Source organism: Stenotrophomonas sp. FR024 (assembly GCF_047500745.2).
GTDB classification, from domain to species: Bacteria; Pseudomonadota; Gammaproteobacteria; order Xanthomonadales; family Xanthomonadaceae; genus Stenotrophomonas; species Stenotrophomonas maltophilia_A.
On the sequence record NZ_JAXAXM020000019.1, the window covers coordinates 44809 to 71420 of the forward strand.

Annotated in this window: 23 protein-coding genes and 3 tRNA genes; all 26 read right to left on the reverse strand. The window is 64.6% G+C overall.

The genetic code is table 11. The annotated features are described in order from the left end of the window. Window positions 1-55 precede the first annotated feature (55 nt). On the reverse strand, window positions 56-2164 hold the full coding sequence (gene pnp / locus ACMZ91_RS18075; protein WP_134951918.1) for a polyribonucleotide nucleotidyltransferase: 2109 nt from the start codon (window positions 2162-2164) through the stop codon (window positions 56-58). A gap of 151 nt (window positions 2165-2315) precedes the next feature. After that, window positions 2316-2576, reverse strand: a complete 261-nt coding sequence (gene rpsO, locus ACMZ91_RS18080) for a 30S ribosomal protein S15 (RefSeq protein ID WP_005410445.1) — start codon at window positions 2574-2576, stop codon at window positions 2316-2318. 172 nt (window positions 2577-2748) lie between these two features. Then, window positions 2749-3657: a tRNA pseudouridine(55) synthase TruB gene (truB, locus tag ACMZ91_RS18085; protein WP_134951919.1), complete on the reverse strand. Its 909-nt coding sequence runs from the start codon at window positions 3655-3657 to the stop codon at window positions 2749-2751. 107 nt (window positions 3658-3764) lie between these two features. Further along, window positions 3765-4148, reverse strand: a complete 384-nt coding sequence (gene rbfA, locus ACMZ91_RS18090) for a 30S ribosome-binding factor RbfA (protein WP_005410447.1) — start codon at window positions 4146-4148, stop codon at window positions 3765-3767. A gap of 158 nt (window positions 4149-4306) precedes the next feature. After that, the gene (gene infB / locus ACMZ91_RS18095) at window positions 4307-6952 is read right to left on the reverse strand and encodes a translation initiation factor IF-2 (protein ID WP_414578023.1); all 2646 of its coding nucleotides are present in this window, start codon (window positions 6950-6952) and stop codon (window positions 4307-4309) included. Between the two features lie 92 nt (window positions 6953-7044). Then, a complete protein-coding gene (gene nusA, locus ACMZ91_RS18100) occupies window positions 7045-8556 on the reverse strand; it encodes a transcription termination factor NusA (protein WP_005410449.1) in 1512 nt (503 codons plus the stop codon). Between the two features lie 4 nt (window positions 8557-8560). Continuing rightward, window positions 8561-9151, reverse strand: a complete 591-nt coding sequence (rimP, locus tag ACMZ91_RS18105) for a ribosome maturation factor RimP (RefSeq protein ID WP_005410450.1) — start codon at window positions 9149-9151, stop codon at window positions 8561-8563. A 366-nt stretch (window positions 9152-9517) separates the two neighbouring features. Then, a tRNA-Met gene (locus ACMZ91_RS18110) sits at window positions 9518-9594 on the reverse strand. 82 nt (window positions 9595-9676) lie between these two features. Next, window positions 9677-9753: transfer RNA gene (locus tag ACMZ91_RS18115), tRNA-Met, on the reverse strand. Window positions 9754-9883: 130 nt separating this feature from the next. Beyond that, complete coding sequence (gene nuoN / locus ACMZ91_RS18120; protein ID WP_005410451.1) at window positions 9884-11344, reverse strand: NADH-quinone oxidoreductase subunit NuoN; 1461 nt, start codon at window positions 11342-11344, stop codon at window positions 9884-9886. 15 nt (window positions 11345-11359) lie between these two features. Further along, complete coding sequence (locus ACMZ91_RS18125) at window positions 11360-12868, reverse strand: NADH-quinone oxidoreductase subunit M (protein ID WP_414578426.1); 1509 nt, start codon at window positions 12866-12868, stop codon at window positions 11360-11362. Between the two features lie 23 nt (window positions 12869-12891). After that, a complete protein-coding gene (gene nuoL, locus ACMZ91_RS18130) occupies window positions 12892-15069 on the reverse strand; it encodes an NADH-quinone oxidoreductase subunit L (RefSeq protein WP_414578428.1) in 2178 nt (725 codons plus the stop codon). A 7-nt stretch (window positions 15070-15076) separates the two neighbouring features. Then, the gene (gene nuoK / locus ACMZ91_RS18135) at window positions 15077-15382 is read right to left on the reverse strand and encodes an NADH-quinone oxidoreductase subunit NuoK (RefSeq protein ID WP_005417921.1); all 306 of its coding nucleotides are present in this window, start codon (window positions 15380-15382) and stop codon (window positions 15077-15079) included. Further along, entirely contained in the window at window positions 15379-16035 is a 657-nt protein-coding gene (locus ACMZ91_RS18140) for an NADH-quinone oxidoreductase subunit J (RefSeq protein ID WP_032128645.1), read from the reverse strand. Before ACMZ91_RS18140 ends, nuoK begins: the two co-directional genes overlap by 4 nt. A gap of 9 nt (window positions 16036-16044) precedes the next feature. Next, window positions 16045-16533, reverse strand: coding sequence for an NADH-quinone oxidoreductase subunit NuoI (gene nuoI, locus ACMZ91_RS18145; RefSeq protein ID WP_006381128.1), 489 nt, complete (start codon window positions 16531-16533; stop codon window positions 16045-16047). Between the two features lie 3 nt (window positions 16534-16536). Then, complete coding sequence (gene nuoH, locus ACMZ91_RS18150; RefSeq protein WP_006381129.1) at window positions 16537-17631, reverse strand: NADH-quinone oxidoreductase subunit NuoH; 1095 nt, start codon at window positions 17629-17631, stop codon at window positions 16537-16539. Beyond that, entirely contained in the window at window positions 17628-19862 is a 2235-nt protein-coding gene (gene nuoG, locus ACMZ91_RS18155) for an NADH-quinone oxidoreductase subunit NuoG (RefSeq protein WP_006381130.1), read from the reverse strand. Before nuoG ends, nuoH begins: the two co-directional genes overlap by 4 nt. Next, window positions 19859-21199 carry an NADH-quinone oxidoreductase subunit NuoF gene (gene nuoF / locus ACMZ91_RS18160; protein ID WP_006381131.1) on the reverse strand — a complete coding sequence of 447 codons (1341 nt, stop codon included), beginning with the start codon at window positions 21197-21199 and terminating at the stop codon, window positions 19859-19861. The genes nuoG and nuoF overlap by 4 nt, the downstream gene beginning before the upstream one ends. A gap of 4 nt (window positions 21200-21203) precedes the next feature. Continuing rightward, window positions 21204-21731 carry an NADH-quinone oxidoreductase subunit NuoE gene (gene nuoE / locus ACMZ91_RS18165; protein ID WP_006381132.1) on the reverse strand — a complete coding sequence of 176 codons (528 nt, stop codon included), beginning with the start codon at window positions 21729-21731 and terminating at the stop codon, window positions 21204-21206. A gap of 97 nt (window positions 21732-21828) precedes the next feature. Next, window positions 21829-23136, reverse strand: coding sequence for an NADH-quinone oxidoreductase subunit D (locus tag ACMZ91_RS18170; protein ID WP_005417935.1), 1308 nt, complete (start codon window positions 23134-23136; stop codon window positions 21829-21831). Then, window positions 23133-23882, reverse strand: a complete 750-nt coding sequence (locus ACMZ91_RS18175; RefSeq protein WP_005410462.1) for an NADH-quinone oxidoreductase subunit C — start codon at window positions 23880-23882, stop codon at window positions 23133-23135. The genes ACMZ91_RS18170 and ACMZ91_RS18175 overlap by 4 nt, the downstream gene beginning before the upstream one ends. 33 nt (window positions 23883-23915) lie before the next feature. Beyond that, on the reverse strand, window positions 23916-24470 hold the full coding sequence (locus ACMZ91_RS18180) for a NuoB/complex I 20 kDa subunit family protein (RefSeq protein ID WP_005410463.1): 555 nt from the start codon (window positions 24468-24470) through the stop codon (window positions 23916-23918). Further along, entirely contained in the window at window positions 24461-24817 is a 357-nt protein-coding gene (locus ACMZ91_RS18185) for an NADH-quinone oxidoreductase subunit A (RefSeq protein ID WP_008265012.1), read from the reverse strand. The genes ACMZ91_RS18180 and ACMZ91_RS18185 overlap by 10 nt, the downstream gene beginning before the upstream one ends. A 111-nt stretch (window positions 24818-24928) precedes the next feature. Continuing rightward, a tRNA-Leu gene (locus ACMZ91_RS18190) sits at window positions 24929-25013 on the reverse strand. Between the two features lie 51 nt (window positions 25014-25064). Beyond that, entirely contained in the window at window positions 25065-25502 is a 438-nt protein-coding gene (secG, locus tag ACMZ91_RS18195; RefSeq protein ID WP_010486424.1) for a preprotein translocase subunit SecG, read from the reverse strand. 31 nt (window positions 25503-25533) lie between these two features. After that, window positions 25534-26289, reverse strand: a complete 756-nt coding sequence (gene tpiA / locus ACMZ91_RS18200) for a triose-phosphate isomerase (RefSeq protein WP_032128643.1) — start codon at window positions 26287-26289, stop codon at window positions 25534-25536. Window positions 26290-26612: the final 323 nt, after the last annotated feature.

The following is a 26612-nucleotide window of genomic DNA, read 5'->3' on the forward strand; positions in this document are numbered from 1 at the left end:
ATTCCAGAAGCGTGTCAACCAAGGTTGACACCTACCGTAATCGACCGGAGGTCGATTATTCGGCGCTGGCGGCTTCGCCTTCTTCAACGGCCTTCATCGACAGGCGGATACGGCCCTGCTTGTCGACTTCCAGCACCTTGACCTTGACCACATCGCCTTCCTTCAGCACGTCGCCGACCTTCTCGACGCGATCGCTGGAGATCTGCGAGACGTGGACCAGACCGTCCTTGCCCGGCAGGATGGTGACGAACGCACCGAAGTCCATGATCTTGGCAACCTTGCCTTCATAGATGCGGCCCGGTTCGACGTCCGAGGTGATCTGCTCGATGCGGGCCTTGGCGGCCTGCGCAGCGATGGCGTTGACCGAAGCGATGACGATGGTGCCGTCGTCCTGGATGTCGATCTGGGTGCCGGTTTCCTTGGTGATGGCCTGGATGGTCGAACCACCCTTGCCGATCACTTCGCGGATCTTGTCCGGGTGGATCTTGATGGTCAGCAGGCGCGGCGCGTAGTCCGACAGCTCTTCACGCGGAGCGGTCAGGCCGTGGGCCATTTCGCCCAGGATGTGCAGACGGCCAGCCTTGGCCTGCTGCAGGGCCTGCTTCATGATCTCTTCGGTGATGCCTTCGATCTTGATGTCCATCTGCAGGGCGGAGATGCCCTCAGCGGTACCGGCGACCTTGAAGTCCATGTCGCCCAGGTGATCTTCATCACCCAGGATGTCGGACAGGACGACGAAGCGCTCGCCTTCCTTGACCAGGCCCATGGCGATACCGGCCACCGGAGCCTTCACCGGCACGCCGGCGTCCATCAGGGCCAGCGACGAGCCGCAGACCGAGGCCATCGACGAGGAACCGTTCGACTCGGTGATTTCCGAGACGACGCGGATGGTGTACGGGAAGGCTTCCAGCGACGGCATGACAGCCAGCACGCCGCGCTTGGCCAGGCGACCGTGGCCGATTTCGCGGCGCTTCGGGCCCATCATGCGGCCGCACTCACCCACCGAGAACGGGGGGAAGTTGTAGTGGAACAGGAAGTTTTCCTTGTACTCACCGGCAACGGCGTCGATGACCTGGCCGTCACGGGCGGTGCCCAGGGTGATGGTCACGATGGCCTGGGTTTCGCCACGGGTGAACAGCGAGGAACCGTGGGTACGCGGCAGCACGCCGGTCTTCACGGCGATCGGGCGGACGGTGTCCAGCGCACGGCCGTCGATACGGACCTTGGTGTCCAGCACCGAGTCACGCATGGTGCGGTATTCCAGCTCGCCGAATTCCTTCGACAGCTCGGCCGGGTTCCAGCCTTCGGCGGCCACGCGGCCAGCCAGGGTTTCGAACACGTCCTTCTTGATTGCCGAGATGGCGTCGCGGCGCTGCAGCTTGTCACGCACCTGGAAGGCTTCGCCCAGGCGCGGGCCGATGGCTTCCTTCAGGGCGGAGATCAGCGCGTCGTTCTTGGCCGGGGCTTCCCAGGTCGACGGCTTGGTGCCGGCTTCGACGGTCAGCTCGTTGATCGCGTTGATGACCTTCTGCATTTCGCGGTGACCGAAGGTCACGGCGCCCAGCATCACTTCTTCGGACAGCAGCGCGGCTTCGGATTCAACCATCAGCACGGCGTTGGAGGTACCGGCGACGACCAGTTCCAGCTGCGAGTCAGCCAGTTCGCTGACGGTCGGGTTCAGGATGTACTCGCCGTTCTTGTAACCGACCTTGGCAGCGCCGATCGGACCCATGAACGGGGTACCGGCCAGGGCCAGGGCAGCGGAGGCACCGATCAGGGCCGGGATGTCGCCGTCCACGTCCGGGTTCAACGACATGACCGTGGCGATGATCTGCACTTCGTTCTTGTAGTCTTCCGGGAACAGCGGACGGATCGGACGGTCGATCAGACGCGAGATCAGGGTTTCCTTCTCGGTCGCACGGCCTTCACGCTTGAAGAAACCACCCGGGATACGGCCGCCGGCGTAGAACTTTTCCTGATAATCGACGGTCAGCGGGAAGAAGTCCTGGCCTTCGCGCGCGCTCTTGGCGGCGACGGCGGTGACCAGCAGTACGGTGTCGTCCATCTTGACGATGACGGCGCCGCTGGCCTGACGGGCGACTTCGCCGGTCTCAAGCGTGACGGTGTGCTTGCCGTACTGGAAGGTTTTGGTGATTTTTGCCACGGAGGGTGTCCTTGGGGATGCTGTCTGCGAATTTGGACCGTCGGCGACCCTTGCCGCCAGCGGGTGGCCGGATCGTTCCGGCCCGAATCGGGGATTGCGGTACTACAAAACAAAACCGCGGCGCATCGCTGCGCCGCGGGGGATTCGTTGCTTAGCGACGCAGGCCAAGCTTCTCGATCAGGGCCTTGTAGCGCTCGACGTCCTTCTTCTTCAGGTAGTCGAGCAGGCTGCGACGGCGGTTGACCATCTGCAGCAGGCCGCGGCGGCTGTGGTGATCCTTCTTGTGGGTCTTGAAGTGGCCGGTCAGCAGTTCGATGCGGGCGGTCAGCAGCGCAACCTGGACTTCCGGGGAGCCGGTGTCAGCCGAGCTGCGCTTGTTGTCTTCAATGACCTTCTGGGTGTCGATCGACATTTCATTTTCTCTGTGATGCGTGGCCGGCAGGAACGCGCTTCGCGCACCGCCAGGCTCGCCGTGGACTACGAGGATGAAACCTGCGCCAGGCAGGCTGCCGGAAAACGGCCGCGAAATTGTAACGGTCGGGGGCTTCCGGGACAAGGACCGGGGCTGAACCGCCCGGGCCCGGTCAGAGGTTGAAACGACGCTGCGGGGCCAGCAGGCCGCTTTCGTCGACCTGGCCCAGGCCCTGGACAGCGTCGTCCGGACCAAACACCGCCACCAGGCCATGCGGCCAGGACAGGTCCCGCTGGCGCTGGCCGACGCAGAAGCGGTGGGCCTGGTCGGCATCGAGGTCGACCCGCGGGTATTCAGCCAGGCCGGCCGCCAGCGGCAGCAGCAGCGCGTCCATCCCGGCCTCGTCACCGGCCTCGACCATCGCCCGCAGCTGGTCCAGGGTGACCATCGCCGGTTCATGGAACGGCTCGACCCAGAGCCGGCGCAACGCAGTGATGTGAGCGCCGCAGCCCAGTGCCTCGCCCAGGTCGCGGGCCAGGCTGCGGATGTAGGTGCCGGAGCCGCAGGTCACGCGCAGCCGCAACCGCTCGGGCTGCTGCTCCATCACCTCGATGGCGTGCACCTGCACCTCGCGCTCCGGCGCTTCGATGACGTCACCACGGCGGGCCTTCACATACAGCGGCTCCCCACCCTGCTTCAGTGCCGAATAGATCGGTGCACGCTGGCGGATGCTGCCGGTCAGCGGCGCCAGCGCCGCCTGCAGGGCCTCGGCACTGATCGCCGGCACCGGGCGCTGCAGCAGCACCTGGCCTTCGGAATCGTCAGTGTCGGTGGTCTGGCCCAGCATGATCTCGGCGTCGTAGGCCTTGGCCGAGCCGAGCAGCAGACCGGCAATCTTGGTCGCCTCGCCGAAGCACAGCGGCAACAGGCCGGTGGCCAGCGGATCGAGGCTGCCGGTATGGCCACCCTTTTCGGCACGGAACAGGCGACGGGCCACCTGCAGGGCGGCGTTGGAGCTCATGCCGGTCGACTTGTCGAGCAGCAGGATGCCATCCAGGCGGCGGAACTGAATTCGGGTCATGACAGGATTTTGTAGAGTCGAGCCATGCCCGACTGCTGCAGCGCGGTCTGCATCAGACATCGCGCAGCCGGAATGCAACAACGCCGGGCATGCCCGGCGTCGCGCGGTTATTCTTCGTCGCTCTCGCGACGCTTCTCGGCGGCCAGCGTATCAGGCAGGTCGCGCAGGATGTTGTCGATGTGCTCACCACGGTCGACCGAGTCGTCGTAGTGGAAATGCAGCTCCGGCACGTGGCGCAGCTTCATCGCACGGGCCAGGTCCATGCGCAGGCGATAGCCCAGCTCCTTCAGGCCGGCCACGGCTTCAGCCGAACGTTCCGGCATCAGCGCAGTGACGAATACCTTGGCATGGGCCATGTCGCGGGTGATTTCCACGTCGGACACGCTCACCGAGGGCAACCCGTGCTCGCGCACGGCGTTGTGCACCAGGGTGCCGAGTTCACGGCGCAGCTGGGCGGAGACACGGTCGGTTCGATGGAAAGTCTTTGGCACGAGGAGCTCTTGGTTCAGTTGTCGCCCGGCCAACGGTCGGGCGCTACCTTTGATTCGATTGTCGCCCGACCAACGGTCGGGCGCTACTACATGGTACCCGACCGTTGGTCGGGTTCTACATCATGGTAGGGCCCGACCGTTGGTCGGGCCACATCACATTACAGGGTGCGCGGCACTTCGATACGCTCGAAGCACTCGATCTGGTCACCCGGCTTGACGTCGTTGTAGGCCTTCACCGCGATACCGCACTCGGTACCGTTGCGGACTTCCTCGACGTTCTCCTTGAAGCGACGCAGCGATTCCAGCTCGCCCTCGAAGATCACCACGCTGTCGCGCAGCACGCGGATCGGCTTGTTGCGCTTGACCACGCCCTCGATGACCATCGAGCCGGCCACGGCGCCCAGCTTGGAGCTGCGGAAGACGTCGCGGACCTCGGCGATACCGATGATCTCTTCGCGGATCTCCACGCCCAGCAGACCGGAAGCCACCTGTTTCACCTGATCGATCACGTCATAGATGATCGAGAAGTAACGCAGATCGACGCCGTTGGATTCGATGATGCGACGGGCCGAAGCGTCCGCACGCACGTTGAAGCCGATGACGGTGGCCTTCGAAGCGGCCGCCGAGTTGGCGTCCGATTCGGTGATGCCGCCCACGCCGGAGTGGATCACGTTGATGCGGATGTCTTCGTTGGACAGCGCCACCAGCGCCTGGCTGAGGGCCTGCACCGAACCCTGCACGTCGGCCTTGATGACCAGGTTGAGGACCTGCTGGCCCTCGCCCTTGCCCAGGGTCGCCATGATGTCTTCCATGCGGCTGCCGGCGGTGGCGACCAGGCGCGATTCACGGCGCTTGGTCTCACGCTGCTGGGCAACGTCCTTGGCCAGACGCTCGTCCTCAACGACCACGAAGTCGTCACCGGCTTCCGGCACGCCGGACAGGCCCAGGACCTGCACCGGGATGGACGGGCCGGCGAATTCCGGCTGCTTGCCGGTTTCGTCGAACAGCGCACGCACGCGGCCGTACTGGATGCCGCACACCAGGTAGTCGCCCTTCTTCAGGCGGCCCTGCTGCACCAGCACGGTAGCGACCGGGCCGCGGCCCTTGTCCAGCGACGATTCGATCACCACGCCCGAGGCGCGGCCTTCGTCGACGGCCTTCAGTTCCAGCAGTTCGGCCTGGATCGAGATGGCGTCCAGCAGATCGTCGATGCCCAGGCCGGTCTTGGCCGAGATCTCCACCATCTGGGTATCACCACCGAAATCTTCGGCCACGACCTGCTCGGACAGCAGTTCGTTCTTGACCCGCATCGGGTCGGCGTCGGACTTGTCGATCTTGTTGATCGCCACGATCAGCGGCACACCCGCCGAACGGGCGTGCTGGATCGCTTCCTTGGTCTGCGGCATGACGCCGTCATCGGCGGCCACGACCAGCACCACGATATCGGTCAGCTTGGCGCCGCGGGCACGCATCGAGGTGAAGGCAGCATGGCCCGGGGTATCCAGGAAGCTGATCACGCCCTTCGGCGTATCCACGTGGTAGGCACCGATGTGCTGGGTGATGCCGCCGGCTTCGCCGGTGGCGACCTTGGTGCGGCGGATGTAATCCAGCAGCGAGGTCTTGCCGTGATCGACGTGGCCCATGATGGTGACCACCGGCGGACGCTGGGTGGCTTCGCCCTGGTTTTCACCGGTCGAGGCCAGCAGTGCGTCTTCGGCGTCGTTGTCGTTGGCACGGATGGCCTTGTGGCCGAGTTCTTCGGTCACCAGCGCGGCGGTGTCGTGGTCGATGGACTGGGTGATGGTGGCCATCACGCCCATCTTGAACAGCGCCTTGACCACCTCGCCGCCCTTCAGCGCGAGCTTCTGCGCCAGGTCGGCCACGGTGATCGTGTCGCCGATCGCCACTTCACGCACCACCGGCGCGGTCGGACGCTCGAAGGCGTGCGGGCCGGCATTGTTGCCACCGCGCGACATGTCGCGACGGCCACCGGCCTGGTTACGGCCACCCGGCCGACCACGGGTGTTGCTGTTGTTGCTGTTGCCACGACGCGCACGGTCGGCAGCCGACAGGTGCATCTGGCCGGCGAAACGGTCGCCCGGGCCACGCTCGTTGCGCGGCGCGCTGCGGTTGTTGCGGTCGTCGTTGCGCGGCGGCGGCGGCGCACTGCGCGGCGCAGCCGGAGCGGCGGCCGGCGTGCGCGGCGGACGCGGCGCGGTTTCATCGATCGGAGCGCGCTTGGGCTTGGTGGCAGCCAGTGCCTCGGCAGCCTTGGCGGCGGCCGCAGCTTCCTCGGCAGCCTTCTTCTCGGCCTCTGCGCGTTCCTTGGCCGCAATCTCTTCCTCACGGGCACGGACGATGGCTTCGTCGCGCAGACGATCCTTCTCGGCCAGGGCCTGCTGTTCGGCGAGGTTGCGGGCGCGCGACTCTTCCAGCTTGCGCAGGATGTCGGCGCGCTCTTCGTCCGGCGTCATGGCGCGCGCACCATCCTTGACGTAGGTGCGCTTCTGGCGCACCTCGACATTCACGGTCGTCTTGCTGCGACCGGAATTGACCGTCACTTCCTGCTGCTTCCGGCGGTTGAGCGTGATCTTCTTTGCAGACTGATCGCTCTCTTCCGGGGCCTGCTCGGGCTTGCCGTGCGAACGACGAAGGAAGCCCAGGAGCTTCACCTTCTCGGAGCTGGTCACGACCTGGTCGGGACCGCTGAACTTCATGCCGGCACCGGCCAGCTGTTCCAGCAGTTTTTCGACCGGCGTGTTGACCAGTTCGGCAAGCTTGCGGATGGTGGTTTGCTGCGACATTCGGATCCTATGATCTTGTGGGCGCCCCCCCGCATCTGGAGGCGGCGCGGATTCTACGCCCTGAGCGGCTCAGGGCCCTGTTCATTGCCGGCTCATTCGCCGCGTTCCAGTCGGGCGATCTCTTCGGCACGGGCGGCCAGGATCAGCGCAGCGGCGCGCGCCTGATCCAGTCCTTCGATGCCGAAGTCCATGACCTCGTCGGCGGCCAGGTCGGACAGGTCCTCGCTGGTACGCACGCCGTGGCCGGCCAGCGCATATGCGGTGGCTTCGTCCATGCCCTTCAGGGACAGCAGGTCCTGCGCCGGCTGGCCGTCTTCAAGGCCTTCTTCGACTGCCAGGGCCTCATTGAGCAGCGCATCGCGGGCACGAGCGCGCAGCTCTTCGACGATGTCTTCGTCGAAACCTTCCACGGCCAGCAGTTCGCCGACCGGGACATACGCGATTTCCTCGACGGTGCCGAAGCCTTCGCTGACCAGGATGCCGGCGATTTCCTCGTCCACTTCCAGCTTGTCCATGAACAGCTGGCGGGCCGAAGCCTGCTCGGCCTCCGACTTGGCGGTGACCTGGTCCTGGGTCATCACGTTGAGCTGCCAGCCGGTCAGGCGGCTGGCCAGGCGCACGTTCTGGCCGCCCTTGCCGATCGCCTGGGCCAGGCGGTCTTCGGCAACGGCCAGGTCCATCGAGTGCTTGTCTTCATCGACGATGATCGACTGCACTTCGGCCGGCGCCATCGCGTTGATGACGAAGTTGGCCGGGTTGTCGTTCCACAGCACGATGTCCACGCGCTCGCCATTGAGCTCGTTGGACACGGCCTGCACGCGCGAACCGCGCATGCCGATGCAGGCACCGATCGGATCGGTGCGCTGGTCGTGGGCGAGCACGGCGATCTTGGCGCGGTCACCCGGATCACGTGCGCAGGCCTTGATTTCCACCAGGCCCTGGCCGACTTCCGGCACTTCCAGCTTGAACAGCTCGATCATGAATTCCGGGGCGGCGCGGCTGATGAACAGCTGCGGGCCACGGGGTTCCGAACGGACTTCGGCCAGGTAGCCGCGCACGCGGTCACCGGCGCGCAGCACGTCGCGCGGAATGCCCTTGTCCTTCGGAATGAAGCCTTCGGCATTGCCACCGAGGTCGACATAGATGTTGCCGCGCTCGGCGCGCTTGACCACACCGGTGATCAGTTCGCCGACGCGATCCTTCCACGCATCCACGACCTGCTGGCGCTCGGCTTCGCGCACGCGCTGGACGATGACCTGCTTGGCGGCCTGGGCGGCGATGCGGCCGAAGTCCGGGTTCTCGATCTGCTCTTCGATGTAGTCGCCGACGTCCACGCCTTCGGCTTCGTCGACGGCGTCCATCAGGCGGATCTGGCGGTCCGGCGATTCCATGACCACGTCGTCGGCCACCACTTCCCAGCGGCGGAAGGTTTCGTAGCTGCCATCCTTGTGGTCGATGACCACGCGGGTCAGCACTTCCTCGTCGGGATAGCGCTTCTTCGCTGCCGAGGCCAGGGCGGCCTCGATGGCATCGAAGATCACTTCACGCGGCACGCCCTTCTCGTTGGCGACCGCGTCGACTACCAGCAACAGTTCCTTGCTCATTGGCTCACTCCGCGCGCGGCTTCTTTGCCGCCGGCTCGTTGGAAGAAGAATTCGTGTTCGGCTTCGGACGCTTCGGCGCCGGACCGGTCGGCTTGCTCGGGGCCAGCCCCAGCGCCACCCAGTCGGGCATGATCCGTGCCTTGTCGATGTTGTCGGCCGACACCACCACTTCGGTCTTGTCGACGATGAAGGTGATGGTGCCTGCGGCCTCGTCGGTTGCCTCGATACGGCCCTGCAGGCGACGACGGTTGTCCTGCGGCAGCTTCAGCGTGACCTTGGCCGATTCACCCTGGTGGCGAGCGAACTGCTCCAGGTTGAACAGCGGGCGATCCACGCCCGGCGAGGACACTTCCAGCGTGTAATTGCCGCTGATCGGGTCTTCGACGTCCAGCTGCGCCGACACTTCGCGGCTGACCCGCTCGCAGTCGTCGACATTGATGATGCGCTCGGGCTGTTCAGCCAGCGGCACGTCGATGTAAAGGCGCAGGGTCGCACCGCCGGGGGCCGGCAGATACTCAACGCCCAGCAGCTCCAGGCCCAGCGACACAACGGTCGGGGCGAGCAGATTCGCGATGTCGGTTGCCTTGTCGCTCACAGCCTGCCTTGATCTCTTGGTTGGGTGCCGGCCTTGGCCGGCATGGAAACATGACGCCCCGGAAACGACAAAGGGCCCGCTGGGCCCCTTTTCCGGAAAGACTCCGGTGACTGGATTCCGGTTGCAACCTGCAGTGCCTGCCGGTTGCGGCCCTCCTTCCGGGTCCGGACTCCCGCCGGGAGGCCGCCTTCAGGGGTATTGCTAGGCCGCTGATGATAGCGACTGCACCGCGCTGGTGCAAGGTGCGGACCCGGGGTCAGATCCTTTTCCCACGGGAAAAGGGATCTGACCCCAATCACACAGAAACGACGCAGCCCCCAAAGAAAAACGCCTTCGAAGCAGGACTTCGAAGGCGATCTCTTTACTTGGTAGCGGGGGCAGGATTTGAACCTGCGACCTTCGGGTTATGAGCCCGACGAGCTGCCAGACTGCTCCACCCCGCATCAGAAGCGGAATTATGAGCGTTGGCTCCAAAAAATGCAAGCTTTCCCTCATTCATCAAACCGGTTGGCGCCGATCTGAAGTTGGTAGCGGGGGCAGGATTTGAACCTGCGACCTTCGGGTTATGAGCCCGACGAGCTGCCAGACTGCTCCACCCCGCACCGGAAGTGTTTGAACTGCTGCCCTGCTCTCTTTTCGAGGAGGGCTACCGCAACGATGTTCTGGCTGAACCGCTGCAGTGACAACTCAGGCTGCGCATATTACACGAATCGCGCAGCTTTGTGTCAACTTTTATGCAAGATGCGCAAATGCCTGCTGGCACCAGACCATGATCGGGTTCCATGCCAGGCCCAGCGCCAGCAGCGCCAGCGCGTTCACGCCCAGCACCAGGCCCAGCACGCGGTCGTTGCTGCGCGGCATGGCCTCGCCCACCGGCTCATCGAAGTACATGACCTTGATGACGCGCAGGTAGTAGAAGCAGCCGACCACGGCACACAGCACGCCGAGGATGGCCAGCCACAGCAGGCCCCCGTTGACGGCCGCGCCCAGCACCGCCAGCTTGGTCCAGAAGCCCAGGAACGGCGGAATGCCGGCCAGCGACGCCATGATGCACAGCACCAGGCCGGCCATCCACGGGTTGCGGGCATTGAGGCCCTTGAAGTCCTCGATGTTCTCGGCTTCGAAACCGGCACGCGACAGCGCGATGATCGCGCCGAAGGCGGCGGTGGACATGATGGCGTAGGCCAGTGCGTAGAACAGCGCGGCGGCATAGCCCTGCGCGCCACCACCGGCGATGCCCATCAGCAGGAAGCCGATGTGCGAGACGGTGGAGAACGCCAGCATGCGCTTGAGGTTGCTCTGCGCGATGGCCATCAGGTTGCCGATGACCAGCGAGACCGCGGCCAGGCCGGCGATCAGCAGCTGCAGTTCGGTCGACAGCGGACCCACGCCCATTTCCAGCAGGCGGTAGGCCATGCCAAAGGCGGCCAGCTTCGGCGCCGAGCTGATGAACAGTGCGATCGGTGCCGGGGCACCCTGGTACACGTCCGGCAGCCACATGTGGAACGGTGCGGCGCCCAGCTTGAAGGCGACGCCGGCGATCATGAACACCGCACCGGTGATCAGCAGCACGCGCTCTTCCGAGTGCGGGATGGCGTCACGGATGACGTCCAGGTGCAGGCTGCCGGTGGCGCCGTAGATCAGCGACATGCCGTACAGCAGCAGGCCCGAGGCCAGCGAACCCAGCACGATGTACTTCATCGCCGCTTCCGAGGCCAGACCGTTCTCACGGTTGCTGGCAACCAGTGCGTAGGAGCACAGCGCCAGCAGTTCCAGGCCCAGGTAGACCATCAGCAGGCTGCCGGCCGAGACCAGAATCATCATGCCGGCGGTGCCGAACAGGATCAGCACCGGGATCTCGCCCTGGAACAGGTTGCGGTCACGCAGGTAGCGCCAGCCGTAGACCAGGGTCAGGCCGCTGAGCAGCACGATCCCGGTCTTCATCACGTCCGCGGCGGTATCGCGCACGAACATGCCATGGAAGACCTCGCCCTGCCCGCCCACGCCGGTGGCCAGCATGAACAGCACCACGGCCAGCGCAGCGAGCGAGAACAGGTGGGTGACGATCTTGTTCCGGTTGCTGACGAACAGGTCGAGGATCATCAGGGCGAAGGCGCTGCCGATCAGCACCAGCTCGGGAGCGAGCGGTGGCAGGTCAGCGGCGGTCAATGGCAGCAGCGGCGAGGTGGTCATCATCAAATCCTGGAATTACAGCAGCTTGCTGGATGCGATCTGCATCGCCAGCTTCGCGATCGAGGGCTCCATCAGGTCGGTCAGCGGCTTGGGGTAGATGCCCAGGGCCAGCACGCCGATGGCGAACACGCCCAGCACCAGCCATTCGCGGCCGTTGATGTCCTTCAGTTCGGCCACGTGGCTGTTGGCCACTTCGCCGAAGAAGATGCGCTTGTACAGCCACAGGGTGTAGGCGGCGCCGATGATCAGGGTGGTGGCCGCGCCCAGTGCGATCCACGGATTACGCTGGAAGGCCGACAGGATGACCATGAACTCGCCGACGAAACCGCTGGTGCCCGGCAGGCCCGCATTGGCCATGAAGAACAGCATGGCGAAGGTGGCGAACCACGGCATCACGTTGACCACGCCGCCGTAATCGGCGATGCGGCGGCTGTGCATGCGGTCGTACAGCACGCCAACGCTGGAGAACATCGCACCGGACACGAAGCCGTGCGAGATCATCTGCACCATGGCGCCCTGCAGGCCCAGGCGGGCAGCATCGGCGTTGCCGGCTTCACGCACCAGCCACAGGGCGATGAAGGTGCCCAGGGTGACGAAGCCCATGTGCGCGATCGACGAATAGGCGATCAGCTTCTTCATGTCGTCCTGCACCAGGGCGACCAGGCCGACGTAGATCACCGCGATCAGCGACAGCGCGATCACCAGCCACGCCCATTCCTGCGACGCGTCCGGGACGATCGGCAGGTTGAAGCGCAGGAAGCCGTAGCCACCGATCTTCAGGGCGATGGCGGCCAGGATCACCGAACCGGCGGTCGGCGCTTCCACGTGGGCATCCGGCAGCCAGGTGTGGACCGGGAACATCGGCACCTTGACCGCGAAGGCGATCAGGAAGGCGAAGAAGATCCAGGTCTGTTCCTTGGCCGACAGCGGCAGCGCGTACAGGTCGGCCAGCTGGAAGCTGCCCCCCTTCATGTACAGGTAGATCAGCGCCACCAGCATCAGCACCGAGCCGAGGAAGGTGTACAGGAAGAACTTCAGCGCGGCGTAGATGCGACGCGGGCCGCCCCAGACACCGATGATCAGGAACATCGGGATCAGCATCGCCTCGAAGAACACGTAGAACAGCATCGCGTCCGTGGCCGAGAAGATACCGACCGTGACGCCTTCCAGGATCAGGAAGGCGGCCACGTACTGGTTGACGCGCTTGTCGATGGCGCTCCAGGCGCCGATCAGGGCAAGCACGCTGACCAGGGTGGTCAGCAGGATCAGCGCCACGGCGATGCCGTCCACGCCCAGGTTGTAGCCGATCTTGTACGCCGGGATCCAGGCATGGGTCTCGACGAACTGCAGACCGTCGATGCCCGCGTTGTAGCCGCTCAGCAGCGAGAGGCTCGCCACGAACGTCAGTACCGCTACGCCCAGCGACGCCCAGCGGGCGGTCTGCGCATCACGGATCGCAAGGATCAGGGCACCACCGATGATCGGCAGCCAGATGAGGACACTGAGTAGAGGCCAGTTCGACACGTCTTCTTATTCCGTACAGGTCATCAACGCAGGTAATGCATCAGCACGCCCAGAAGGGCAATCAGGCCGATGATCATCGCGAAGGCGTAGTGATAGAGGAAACCGGATTGGGTACGACGCAGCACGCCGGCTGCGACGTCCACAACACGTGCCGAAAGATTGACCACGCCGTCGACGATGTTGCTGTCGATCCAGCGTGCGACCTTGCCCAGCTTGACGCTGCCACCGGCAAAGCCATCGATCCACAGCTTGTCGAAGCCGTACTTGTTTTCCAGCACCGACACCAGCGGAGCGAAGGTCTTGCGCGCCTTGCCCGACAGGTCCGGCTTCCACAGGTAGAACAGCGCAGCCAGCAGGAAGCCCGCCAGGGTCAGCCAGAACGGCGGCAGCATCATGCCGTGCAGCGCGAACGCCACCGGCCCGTGGAACTCTTCGCCCAGGAAGGCAACGGTGTTCTTGGCCGGATCGTAGAAATCGACGATGCCGGTGAAGAACGTGTTGACCTGGCCCTTGATTGCGTCGTGAGCATGGTGGCCGGCCCAGTCGGTGCCGTGCAGCATCGGACCGATGCTGAAGAAACCGATGGCGATCGACGGGATGGCCAGCAGGATCAGCGGCAGGGTCACCACCCACGGGGTTTCGTGCGGCTCATGCGGACCGTGGCCATGGCCGTGGTCGTCATGGGCATCGCCGTGGTGGGCATCAGCATGGTGGGCGTCGGCAGCGTGGTGATCATCATGGCCATGGCCATGATCGTCATGATGCGCGTCGCGGAAGCGTTCCTTGCCATGGAAGGTCAGGAACAGCAGGCGGAAGCTGTAGAAGCTGGTCACCAGCACGCCACCCAGCACTGCCCAGTAGCCATAGGTGGCCACCCAGCTGTTCTGCATGTGGGCGTGGATCTCGGCCGCCTCGATGATGGTGTCCTTCGAGTAGAAGCCGGAGAAGAACGGCGTACCGACCAGGGCCAGGGTACCGATCCACATGGTGACGAAGGTGATCGGCATGTACTTGCGCAGGCCGCCCATCTTGCGCATGTCCTGCTCGTGGTGCATCGCGATGATGACCGAGCCGGCACCCAGGAACAGCAGCGCCTTGAAGAAGGCGTGGGTCATCAGGTGGAACACGGCGGCCGAGTAGGCGGACACGCCCAAGGCAACGGTCATGTAGCCCAGCTGCGACAGCGTGGAGTACGCGACGACGCGCTTGATGTCGTTCTGCACGATGCCGATCAGGCCGGTGAAGAACGCGGTGGTGGCACCGATGAACAGGATGAAGTTCAGCGCGGTCTGCGACAGCTCGAACAGCGGCGACATGCGGGTGACCATGAAGATACCGGCGGTCACCATCGTCGCGGCGTGGATCAGTGCCGAGATCGGGGTCGGGCCTTCCATCGAGTCCGGCAGCCACACGTGCAGCGGGACCTGGGCCGACTTGCCCATGGCACCGATGAACAGGCAGATGCAGATGACGGTGGCGATCGACCAGATCACCGGCTCGTTCAGCAGCTGCATGCCGAACAGGGTGCCGTCCCAGATCTGCAGCTGGGCGCGCGGGTCAGCCAGCATGCCGGCCTGCGAGAACACCTGCGAGTAGTCCAGGGTGCCGAACACCCACAGCACGCCGGCGATACCGAGCAGGAAGCCGAAGTCACCAACGCGGTTGACCAGGAACGCCTTCATGTTGGCGAAGATCGCGGTCGGGCGCTTGAACCAGAAGCCGATCAGCAGGTACGACACCAGGCCCACCGCTTCCCAGCCGAAGAACAGCTGCAGGAAGTTGTTGCTCATCACCAGGGTGAGCATCGAGAAGGTGAACAGCGAGATGTAGCTGAAGAACCGCTGGTAGCCCGGATCGTCCTGCATGTAGCCGATCGTGTAGATGTGGACCAGCAGCGACACGAAGGTCACCACCACCATCATCATCGCGGTCAGCTTGTCGACCATGAAACCGACGTGGGCCGAGTACTGGCCGACTTCGAAGAACGTGTAGATGTTCTGGTTGAACGGCTGCGCACCGCCCCACAGCAGCTGGTAGAGCGTGTACATCGACAGGCCGCAGGCAACCGCGACGCCGAGGATGGTGATGGTCTGCGCGCCGAAGCGCTTGACCTGGCGACCGAACAGGCCGGCGATGATGCTGCCGAACAGCGGTGCAAGCACCACTGCGATCAACAGACTCTTGGAGAGAGTGATTTCCATCTGTGGATCAGCCCTTCAACGAATCGACTTCGCCGACATTGATCGTGCGGCGGGTACGGAACAGGGTCACCAGGATCGCCAGGCCGATGGCGGCTTCCGCGGCGGCGACGGTCAGGATGAAGAACACGAACAGCTGGCCGGACGGATCGCCCAGCTGCCGCGAGAAGCCGACGAAGTTGATGTTCACCGACAGCAGCATCAGTTCGATCGACATCAGCAGGACGATGACGTTCTTCCGGTTGAGGAAGATGCCGGCCAGGCTGATGGCAAACAGCACCGCGCCCAGCGCAAGGATGTGGCCAAGGGTAATCACGGCTGGGTCTCCTCGCCGGCGGCCGGCTTGCTGTTGCTGTGCACGACCGGCGCTTCGGCGCCCATCTTGACCATGCGCAGGCGCTGGCCGGCCTTGACCATGGTCTGCTCACCCGGGTTCTGGCTCTTCACGCCGGTACGGCGGCGCAAGGTCAGCATCACGGCGGCAACCACGGCCACGGTCAGGATGACGGCGGCGAACTCGAACGGCAGCAGGTACTCGGTGAACAGCGTACGCGCCAGCCAGGTGACGTTGGAGCTGTCGGCAGCGACCGCGGCGGCATTGTCGGCCGGGAACGGGTTGACCGCCCTGCCCTTCACGCCGATCAGGATCAGCATCTGCACCAGCATCGCCACGGCAACAATGAGACCGACCGGCAGGTAGCGGACCCAGCCCTCACGCAGCTTGGTGGGGTCGATGTCGAGCATCATCACCACGAACAGGAACAGCACCATCACCGCGCCGACGTAGACCAGCACCAGCGCCACGCCGAGGAACTCGGCGCCGACCAGCAGCCACACGCAGGCAATGGAGAAGAAGGTCAGCACCAGGCAGAGCACGGCGTGAACCGGGTTGCGCACGCTGATCACCGCACCGGCCGAAACCGTTGCCGCGATGGCGAACACCCAGAAAGCGATATTTACCCAATCCATCTCTCGACCTCAGCGGTAAGCGGCATCGGCGGCGCGACGCTCGGCGATCTCGGACTCGAGACGGTCGCCCAGGGCCAGCAGCTGCGGCTTGGTAACGATGTTTTCGCCACGATTCTCGAAGTGATACTCGAGGATGTGGGTTTCGACGATCGAGTCCACCGGGCAGCTTTCTTCGCAGAAGCCGCAGAAGATGCACTTGAACAGATCGATGTCATAGCGCGTGGTACGGCGGGTGCCGTCTTCGCGCTTGGCCGAGTCGATGGTGATGGCCAATGCAGGGCACACCGCTTCGCACAGCTTGCAGGCGATGCAGCGCTCTTCACCGTTGGGGTAACGGCGCAGGGCGTGCAGGCCACGGAAGCGCGGCGACTGCGGGAACTTCTCCATCGGGTACATCATCGTGTACTTGGGCTTGAAGCTGTACTTCAGCGTCAGCCAAAGGCCGCCCAGCAGTTCGAGCAGCAGCAGGCTCTTGAAGTAATGGGTAATCCTGTTCATCACTTAGACGCCCTTTTGAATCACGCCGAAGAACACCATGACGGCGGTAACCGCGATCCACAGAATGGCCAGCGGGATGAAGACCTTCCAGCCCAGGCGCATGATCTGGTCATAGCGGAAGCGCGGGAAGCTGGCACGGAACCAGATGTAGGCACTGGCGAAGAAGAACACCTTGACGAACAGCCACGGTGCACCGCCCTTCCAGATCCAGTCGACCAGCGGCGAGACGTCGCCGAAGTTGACCCAGCCCTGGATGGGGCTCAGCCAGCCGCCGAGGAAGAAGATCGAGATCAGGAAGCTGATCAGGATCATGTTGGCGTATTCGGCCAGGAAGAACAGCGCGAACGCACCGCCCGAGTACTCGACCATGTGGCCAGCGACGATTTCCGATTCACCTTCCACCACGTCGAACGGCGCGCGGTTGGTTTCGGCAACGCCCGACACCCAGTAGATGACGAACAGCGGGAACAGCGGCAGCAGGAACCAGTCGAAGAAACCGGAATTGCCGGCCTGCGCCATCACGATGTTGCTCAGGTTCAGGCTGCCCGACGCGATCATCACGCCGACCAGGGCGAAGCCCATGGCGATTTCGTAGCTGATCATCTGCGCCGAGGCGCGCATCGCACCCAGGAACGCATACTTCGAGTTGGATGCCCAACCGGCCAGGATGATGCCGTAGATGCCCAGCGAGGTCATCGCCAGCAGGTACAGCAGGCCGGCGTTGGCGTTGGACAGCACGATCTGCGAATCGAAGGGGACCACCGACCAGGCCGCGAAGGCCGGAGCCAGGGTGATCAGCGGGGCCAGCAGGTAGATCGCCTTGTTGGCGCTGCTCGGCTGGACCACTTCCTTGAACAGCAGCTTGAAGACGTCGGCGAAGGCCTGGAAGATGCCCATGCCCACGTACATCGGGCCGTGGCGGACGTGCATCCAGCCGATCAGCTTGCGTTCCCAGACCACGTAGAAGGCCACCGAGATGATCACCGGAACGGTGATCACCAGGATCTTCAGGATGATCCAGATCAGCGCGCCGATGTCACCAAGGCCAAGCAGCCACTGGTGCAGCGGATCGACCGCGTTCAACAGCAATTCGTTCATGCAGCCACCACCGTTACGCGAGCGGCACCCAGCGGCGCGGTCGCGCCGTGGCCCGATTCAATCCAGACCGAACCCGCAGCGACGCGGGCGTCGATCACCACCGGCAGGGTGGCCTTGCCGGCATCGGTGCCGACCTTGGCCATCTGCCCTTCCTGCAGCTGCAGGCGAGCGGCATCTTCAGCGTTCAGCACGATGCGCGGGGCGTTGTTGAGCGGATGCGACTGCAGCGCCGGGGCGCGACGGACCACCGCATCGGTGCGGTAGATCGCGGCGGTCGAAGCCACTTCCAGGCCTTCGCCGGCAACCACCGGCTGTGCCGAGGCGGCAACGGCGACCGACACCGGGGCCAGGCTGGCGCGCAGGCCGGCCAGGTCGGTGAAGTCGAAACCGGCTACCGCCAGCTCACCGCCCAGGGCGCGCAGCACACGCCAGCCCTCACGGGCCTCGCCCGGCAGCTTGCCGCCGGCACGCGCCGACTGCTCGCGACCATCGAGGTTGGTCAGGGTGGCGTCGATTTCCGGCAGCGCACCGATCGGCAGGATCACGTCGGCAACGTCGCGGGTGGAGACGCAGGCGAACTGGCTGAAGGCCACCACCTTGGCGCCGACCAGCGCCTTGCGCGCGGCGGGAGCGTCGGCGAAGTCCAGACCCGGCTCCAGGCCGTACACCACGTAGGCCTGGCGCGGCTGCGCCAGCATTGCGGCGACGTCCTTGCCGGCCGGCAGCACGCCTGCGCGGGTCAGGCCAACGGCGTTGGCACCCTGCGGGATGCGGCACAGCTTGGCACCGGTCGCAGCGGCGAAGTCACGCGCGGCGGCGCGGATCGCGGCAGCCTGCGGGTGGTTTTCGGCGATGCCACCGACGATCAGCACGGTGTTGTTGCCGCCCTGCACTGCCGAACGCAGCTCGGCGTTGGCCAGCGCGTCGACGAACTTCGACGGCGCGACGATCTGCTTGCCGGCGATGCTGAAGGCGAAGTCGAAGTCCACCGGGTTGACGACGTGGATCTTCGCGCCGTTGGTGGTCTGCGCCTTGCGCAGGCGGGCGTGTAGCAGCGGCAGTTCGTGGCGGATGTTGCTGCCCAGAACGACGATGCGGTCGGCGCCTTCGATCTCGGCGAGCGGCAGGCCGAACACTTCGGCGGTTGCGGCGTCGGAGAAATCGCGGTTGTTGATGCGGTGGTCGATGTTGCTCGAGCCCAGGCCCTTGGCCAGGCGGGCCAGCAGCGCGCCTTCCTCGTTCGAGGTGGACGGGTGCACCAGCACGCCCAGGTTGTCGCCCTGGTTGGCCTTGAGGATCTCGGCGGCCGCGGCCAGGCCTTCGGCCCAGCTCACTTCCTTCCACTCGCCATTGACCTTGCGCAGCGGCTTGACCGCACGGTCTTCGCTGTACAGGCCCTGGTGCGAGTAGCGGTCACGGTCGGACAGCCAGCACTCGTTCACGGCTTCGTTGTCGCGCGGCACGGTGCGCAGCACTTCGCCGCGACGCACGTGCAGGAACAGGTTCGACCCCATCGCGTCGTGGTAGCCCAGCGATTCGCGCGCGGTCAGTTCCCACGGGCGGGCGCGGAACTGGAACACCTTGTTGGTCAGCGCGCCGACCGGGCAGACGTCGACGACGTTGCCGGACAGCTCGGTGGTCAGCGGCTTGCCGTCGAAGGTACCGATCTGCAGGTTCTCACCGCGGTACATGCCACCCAGTTCATAGGTACCGGCAACGTCGGCGGTGAAGCGGACGCAGCGGGTGCACTGGATGCAGCGGGTCATCTCGGTGGCGACCAGCGGGCCCATGTCCTCGTCCGGCACCACGCGCTTGCGCTCGTTGAAGCGGCTGACCGAACGGCCATAGCCCAGCGACACGTCCTGCAGCTCGCACTCGCCGCCCTGATCACAGATCGGGCAGTCCAGCGGGTGGTTGATGAGCAGGAACTCCATCACCGAGCGCTGGAACTTCAGTGCCTTCTCGCTGCGGGTGGCGACCTTCATGCCATCCATCACCGGGGTGGCACAGGCCGGCGCCGGCTTCGGCGACTTTTCCACGTCCACCAGGCACATGCGGCAGTTGGCGGCGATCGGCAGCTTCTCGTGGTAGCAGAAGCGCGGAATCGAAATGCCGGCCTTGTCGGCCGCCTGGATGATCATCGAACCCTTGGGCACGACCAGCGACTTGCCATCGATTTCGATGGTCACGTGATCCGGTGGCACGTTCGGGTTTACGGGTTGCGCGCTCATGCGGCGGCTGCCTCCACCTTCTTGCCGTCAACCATCGAATGACCGTTGACGATGTAGTACTCGAATTCGTCCCAGAACTGGCGCAGGAAGCCCTGGATGGGCCATGCAGCCGCTTCACCGAACGCACAGATGGTGTGGCCTTCGATCTGGCCGGCCACCGCCTTCAGCTGGTGCAGGTCTTCCATCGTGGCCTTGCCGGCGACGATGCGCTCCAGCACGCGGTGCATCCAGCCGGTGCCTTCACGGCACGGGGTGCACTGGCCGCACGATTCCTTGTGGAAGAACTGGCTGATGCGGCAGGCGAACTTGACGCAGCAGACGCTGTCGTCGAGCACCACGATCGCACCCGAACCCAGGCCGGAGCCCAGCGCACGGATGGTGTCGTAGTCCATCGGCAGATCCTGCAGCTCGGCCGCGGTCAGTACCGGCATCGACACGCCGCCCGGGATCGCGCCCTTGAGGGTACGGCCCGGACGCAGGCCACCGGCCATTTCCAGCAGGTCGTGGAACTTGGTGCCCAGCGGCACTTCGAAGTTGCCGCCGTTCTGCACGCAGCCGGACACCGAGAAGCACTTCGGACCGCCGTTGGCGGTCAGGCTCAGGCCCTTGAACCACTCCGGACCGTTGCGGATGATCGCCGGCACCGAACCATAGGTTTCGGTGTTGTTGATCGTCGACGGCTTGCCGTACAGGCCGAAGTTGGCCGGGAACGGCGGCTTGTAGCGCGGCTGGCCCTTCTTGCCTTCCAGCGATTCCATCAGCGCGGTTTCTTCGCCGCAGATGTACGCGCCGGCGCCCAGCGCACCGTAGATGTCGATGTCCACGCCCGAGCCCATCACATTCTTGCCCAGCCAGCCATTTGCATAGGCGTCGGCCAGGGCCTGCTCGAAGTGCTCGAACGGCTCGTGGTGGAACTCACCGCGCAGGTAGTTGTAACCCACGGTCGAACCGGTGGCGTAGCAGGCGATCGCCATGCCTTCCACCACCGAATGCGGGTTGTAGCGCAGGATGTCGCGATCCTTGCAGGTGCCCGGCTCGGATTCGTCCGAGTTGCAGAGGATGTACTTCTGCATGTTGCCCTTGGGCATGAAGGACCACTTCAGGCCGGTCGGGAAGCCTGCGCCACCGCGGCCACGTAGGCCCGAGGCCTTGACCATCTCGATGACCTGCTCCGGCGGGATCTTCTCTTCGAGGATCTTGCGCAGGGCGGCGTAGCCACCGGTCTTCAGGTAGCTTTCGTACGACCACGGGGTGTCGTAATGCAGGGTGGTGTAGACCACCTGGTGCGGCAGCGGCGCGGGGCCGACCGGACCCTTGGATTCGTGGTGATGTGCCATGCCCTTACTCCAGCCCGTCCAGCAGCTCGTCGACCTTTTCCAGGGTCAGACGCTCATGGTAGTGACCGTTGATGACCATCATCGGCGCGCCACCGCAACCAGCCAGGCACTCTTCCTCGCGCTTGAGGTAGACGCGGCCGTCCGGGGTCGATTCACCGTGCTTGATGCCCAGCTTCTTCTCGCAATGGCGGACGATGTCCTCGGCGCCATTGAGCCAGCAGCTGATGTTGGTGCAGATGGCCACGTTGTTGCGGCCCACCTTCTCGGTCTCGAACATCGAGTAGAAGCTGGCGACCTCGTAGGCCCACACCGGCGGCAGGTCCAGGTACTTGGCCACGCCGGCGATCAGTTCGTCGGTCAGCCAGCCCTCGTTCTGCTCCTGGGCCGCATGCAGGCCCTGCAGCACGGCAGAGCGCTTGCGGTCCGGCGGGAACTTGGACAGCCAGTGATCGATGTGAGCGCGGGTCTTGTCGCTCAGCACCACCATCGGGTCGACGTCGCGCGCCGCCTCGAAATTACCTGTCGCCTTCATCGGCCGACCTCAGCGAAATGCATAACGTGAAATTCCAGAAACTGCGGCGCCGGCTTGCGCCGGCTGCCTGCAGCGGGCGTTGGCGTGGCGGACGGCATTACCGGTCAACCTCGCCGAACACCAGGTCGTAGGTACCGATCATCGCCACCACGTCGGCCAGCATGTGGCCGCGCACGACCGAATCGATCGAGGACAGGTGGGCGAAGCCCGGCGCACGCAGGTGCACGCGGAACGGCTTGTTGGCGCCATCGGAGACCAGGTAGCAGCCGAATTCGCCCTTCGGGGCTTCCACCGCCGAGTAGGTCTCGCCGGCCGGCACGCAGTAGCCCTCGCTGAACAGCTTGAAGTGGTGGATCAGCGCTTCCATGTCGTCCTTCATGTCCTCGCGCCTGGGCGGAGCAACCTTGAAGTTCTTCACCATCACCGGGCCGGGGTTGGCTTTCAGCCATGCCACGCACTGCTTGATGATGCGGTTGGACTCGCGCATTTCGGCAACGCGGACCAGGTAGCGGTCGTAGCAGTCGCCTTCCTTGCCCAGCGGGATGTCGAAATCGACGGCATCGTACTTGGCATACGGACGCTTCTTGCGAAGGTCCCAGGCAATGCCCGAGCCACGCAGCATCACGCCGGTCATGCCCCACTGGTGGGCCAGTTCCGGAGTGACCACGCCGATGCCGACGGTACGCTGCTTCCAGATACGGTTGTCGGTCAGCAGGGTTTCGTATTCGTCGATGCGCTTGGGGAACTCGACGGTGAAGTTCTCCAGGAAGTCCAGCAGCGAGCCTTCGCGCGAAGCATTGAGCTGCTTCAGCGCCTTGCCCTTGTGCCAGCGCGATTCCTTGTACTTCGGCATGTGGTCCGGCAGGTCGCGGTAGACACCGCCCGGACGGTAGTACGCCGCGTGCATGCGCGCGCCGGAGACCGCTTCATAGCAGTCCATCAGCTCTTCGCGCTCGCGGAAGGCATACAGCATCACCGCCATCGCACCCAGGTCGAGCGCGTTGGAGCCCAGCCACATCAGGTGGTTGAGGATGCGGGTGATTTCGTCGTACATGGTGCGGATGTACTGCGCACGCTCCGGCGCTTCGATGCCCATCAGGGTCTCGATCGCGCGCACGTAGGCGTGCTCGTTGCACATCATCGACACGTAATCCAGGCGATCCATGTAGCCGATCGACTGGTTGAACGGCTTGGACTCGGCCAGCTTTTCGGTACCACGGTGCAGCAGACCCACGTGCGGGTCGGCGCGCATGATGGTTTCGCCGTCCATTTCCAGGATCAGGCGCAGCACACCGTGCGCGGCCGGATGCTGCGGGCCGAAGTTCATGGTGTAGTTGCGGATTTCCTGCCGGCTTTCGGCGGCGTTGCTGGCGAAGGCTTCGCCGGCCTGGTGTACGTGGCTCACTTCACTGCCTCCTGCGCGCGCTCACCTTCTGCGGTCTGCAGACGGGCGTCGTCGCGGATCACGCGCGGCACGCCGACACGCGGCTCCACCGAGGTGACCGGTTCGTAGATCACGCGCTTCTTTTCTTCGTCGTAGCGGACTTCGACATTGCCGATCAGCGGGAAGTCCTTGCGGAACGGATGGCCGACGAAACCGTAGTCGGTCAGGATCCGGCGCAGGTCCGGGTGGCCTTCGAAGATCACGCCGTACAGGTCGAACGCTTCGCGCTCGAACCAGTTCAGGCCCGGCCAGATGCCGGTCAGCGAGGACACCACCGGCAGCGCTTCGTCAGGGGCGAAGCAGCGCAGGTGCATCATCAGGTTGTGCTGGTACGAACGCAGCTGGGCGACCACGGCGAAACGCTGGGTCGGCATGTGCTGCGGGCGGGCACCGTCGGCGCCGTTTTCCTCGGTGGGGAACTCGCCCCACGCGAAACGGCCCTGGGCCTTGCCTTCGACGCCACGGCTGAAGCCCTGCGAGGACACGTCGGCGGTGTCCCATTCGTCGGAGCCATAACCGAGGTAGTCGACGCCGCAGAGATCCACGGCCTGCTCGAAACCAAACTCGTCACGCAGCGCCAGGGCGGTGGCGTGCCACTCGGCGGCAGGCACTTCCAGCGTCACTTCGCCGCGGGGTTCGACCACGATGACCTTCGCACCTGCGAAACGTGCGGAGAGTCGGTCGATGAAGGATGCTTGCTCTGCCATGGGGGCTTGGCGCGCTCTTGTCAGGTGAAGGGGTCAGCGGGCGATGGTCTGTGTACGCCAGATCTTCTTCTGCAGCTGCAGGATCCCGTACACCAGCGCCTCGGCGGTCGGCGGGCAGCCCGGGACGTAGACGTCCACCGGCACCACGCGATCACAGCCGCGCACCACAGAATAGGAGTAGTGGTAATAGCCGCCACCATTGGCGCAGCTACCCATCGAGATGACCCACTTCGGGTCCGGCATCTGGTCGTAGACCTTGCGCAGCGCCGGGGCCATCTTGTTGACCAGGGTACCGGCCACGATCATCACGTCGGACTGACGCGGCGACGGGCGGAACACCACGCCGTAGCGGTCAAGGTCCAGGCGCGCGGCGCCGGCGTGCATCATTTCGACCGCGCAGCAGGCCAGACCGAAGGTCATCGGCCACATCGAGCCGGTGCGCGCCCAGTTCAGCAGTGCATCGACGCTGGTGGTGACGAAGCCCTTTTCCAGCAGCGGGTTGTCGCCTTCCGGCCGCAGGATGTCATCAACCCGGCCTTCCGGCGTGGGGTTGTTCATGAGGCCATCGAGAGTCTGAATCACTCCCATTCCAGCGCTCCCTTCTTCCAGACGTAAATGAAACCGAGGAACAGCATGCCGACGAACAGGCCCATGGTGATGAGCGAACGGGCACCCAGCTCCATGAAGACCTGGGTCCACGGCACGATGAAGATGATTTCCAGGTCGAAGACGATGAACTGGATCGCGATCAGGTAATAGCGCACGTCGAACTTCATGCGCGCGTCTTCGAAGGCCTCGAAGCCGCACTCGTACGGCGACAGCTTTTCCAGATCGGGGCGGCGGGGACCGAGGAATCGACCAACCAGCATCAGCGTAATGCCGATACCGGTGGCAACGATCAGAAACAGCAGAGACGGCAAATATTCGGCCAGCACAGCGATTCTCTCTTGCCTCTGCCGCCGCGCCTGCAGGCGCTTTGGCATGGGGGAGTGGACGGGAATCTGCCTGGCGCCTTGCGCGCCAGACGAACCCGCTTTACTTACAAATGGTGCCCAAGAGGGGACTCGAACCCCTACGACTTGCGTCGCTACCACCTCAAGGTAGTGCGTCTACCAATTCCGCCACCTGGGCAAACGATCACATCAGACTATCTTCCCGATGCGCCGCGTATTGTAACCGGCTTCAGTCTTTCTGGGAGCCTTCCGAAGGCTTTTCTTCACCAGAAACCGAAGATTCCGCCTGAGCCGGCACATTCGCGGCCGGAACCGGGGCGGCCGGAACCGCATCGGCCTTCGGAACGGCCGGCAGTTCGCCCGCCGGAGCCGCCGGAGCGACTGCCGCCGGTGCGGACATCAGGCCCAGATCCTGGTCGGCCGCCGGGCGGCTGCCATGACCGGCATACCAGGCCATGAAGAGGCTGATGCCGAAGAACACGACAGCCAGCCACTTGGTCGACTTGGACAGGAAGTTCGAGGCGCCGCGCGCACCGAACACCGTACCCGAGGCACCGGCACCAAAGCCCGAACCCGCCGCCGCACCCGAGCCACGCTGCATCAGGATCAGCGCGATCATGGCCACAGCGACCAGCACGTAGACGACATTGAGGATCAACATCAGCATTGGAAACCGCCCTCGGACAAAACTTCTAGGATTAGTTCGCGGCCGCCGCCCGTGCGATGGCCAGGAAGTCCGCGGCCACCAGGGAGGCGCCGCCGACCAGCCCACCATCGACATCCGGCTGCGCGAACAGTTCCCCGGCATTGTCGGGCTTCACGCTACCGCCGTAAACAATGGGCAGTGAATCAGCGATTCTAGCATCGATACGCGCGACTTCGCCACGGATGAACGCGTGCACCTGCTGCGCCTGCTCCTTGGTAGCGGTACGGCCGGTACCGATGGCCCAGACCGGCTCGTAGGCGACCACGGCCTTGGCGAAACCGGCCGCGCCGACCAGCTCCAGCACCGGCGCCAGCTGGCCGGCGATGACCGCTTCGGTCTGCCCGGCCTCGCGCTGCTCCAGGGTCTCGCCCACGCACAGCACCGGCACCAGGCCGGCGTGCTGGGCGGCGGCGAACTTGCGTGCGACCAGCTCGCTGCTTTCGTGGTGGTACTGGCGGCGCTCGGAATGGCCGACCAGGCCATAGCGGGCGCCGACCTCGACCAGCATGGCGGCGCAGACCTCGCCGGTGTAGGCGCCCTTCTCGTTGCTGCTCACGTCCTGCGCGCCAAAGGCCAGGCCGGTCTCGCCGAAGTCCTCGACCAGCTCGCCCAGGTAGGGCAGCGGCGGCAGGATCACCACGTCCACCCCCTCCAGCGGCAGCCCGGCGGCGACCTGCCCCAGCAGTTCATTGGCGAATTGACGGCTGCCATGCAGCTTCCAGTTTCCGGCGACGATCTTGCGGCGCATGAGCGGGTGGCTCCTGTGTGAAGTCAGCCGGTCATGATACCCGTTACGGCAAAAATCCGTTTCCGTGTAAGCGGTTACATGGATTTTCAGCGAACGGCGCAGCCCCTCGTGGCGGGGGTGGGGTTGGTCGCGGATCGCCCGGTTGGATTGGTGAGCTTGGCCGGGCGGGTGGGGATGCCGGGGGACGCCGTAAACCCGTCCTGAAGTGACCCCCGGGAGTTGGACGCTAGATCCAACCCCGAGGGATACATGAACAAATACGACGCGCGTTTCAAACTGCAGGTCGCCAAAGAGGCCTGCAAGACCTCCACATCGGTCAAAGC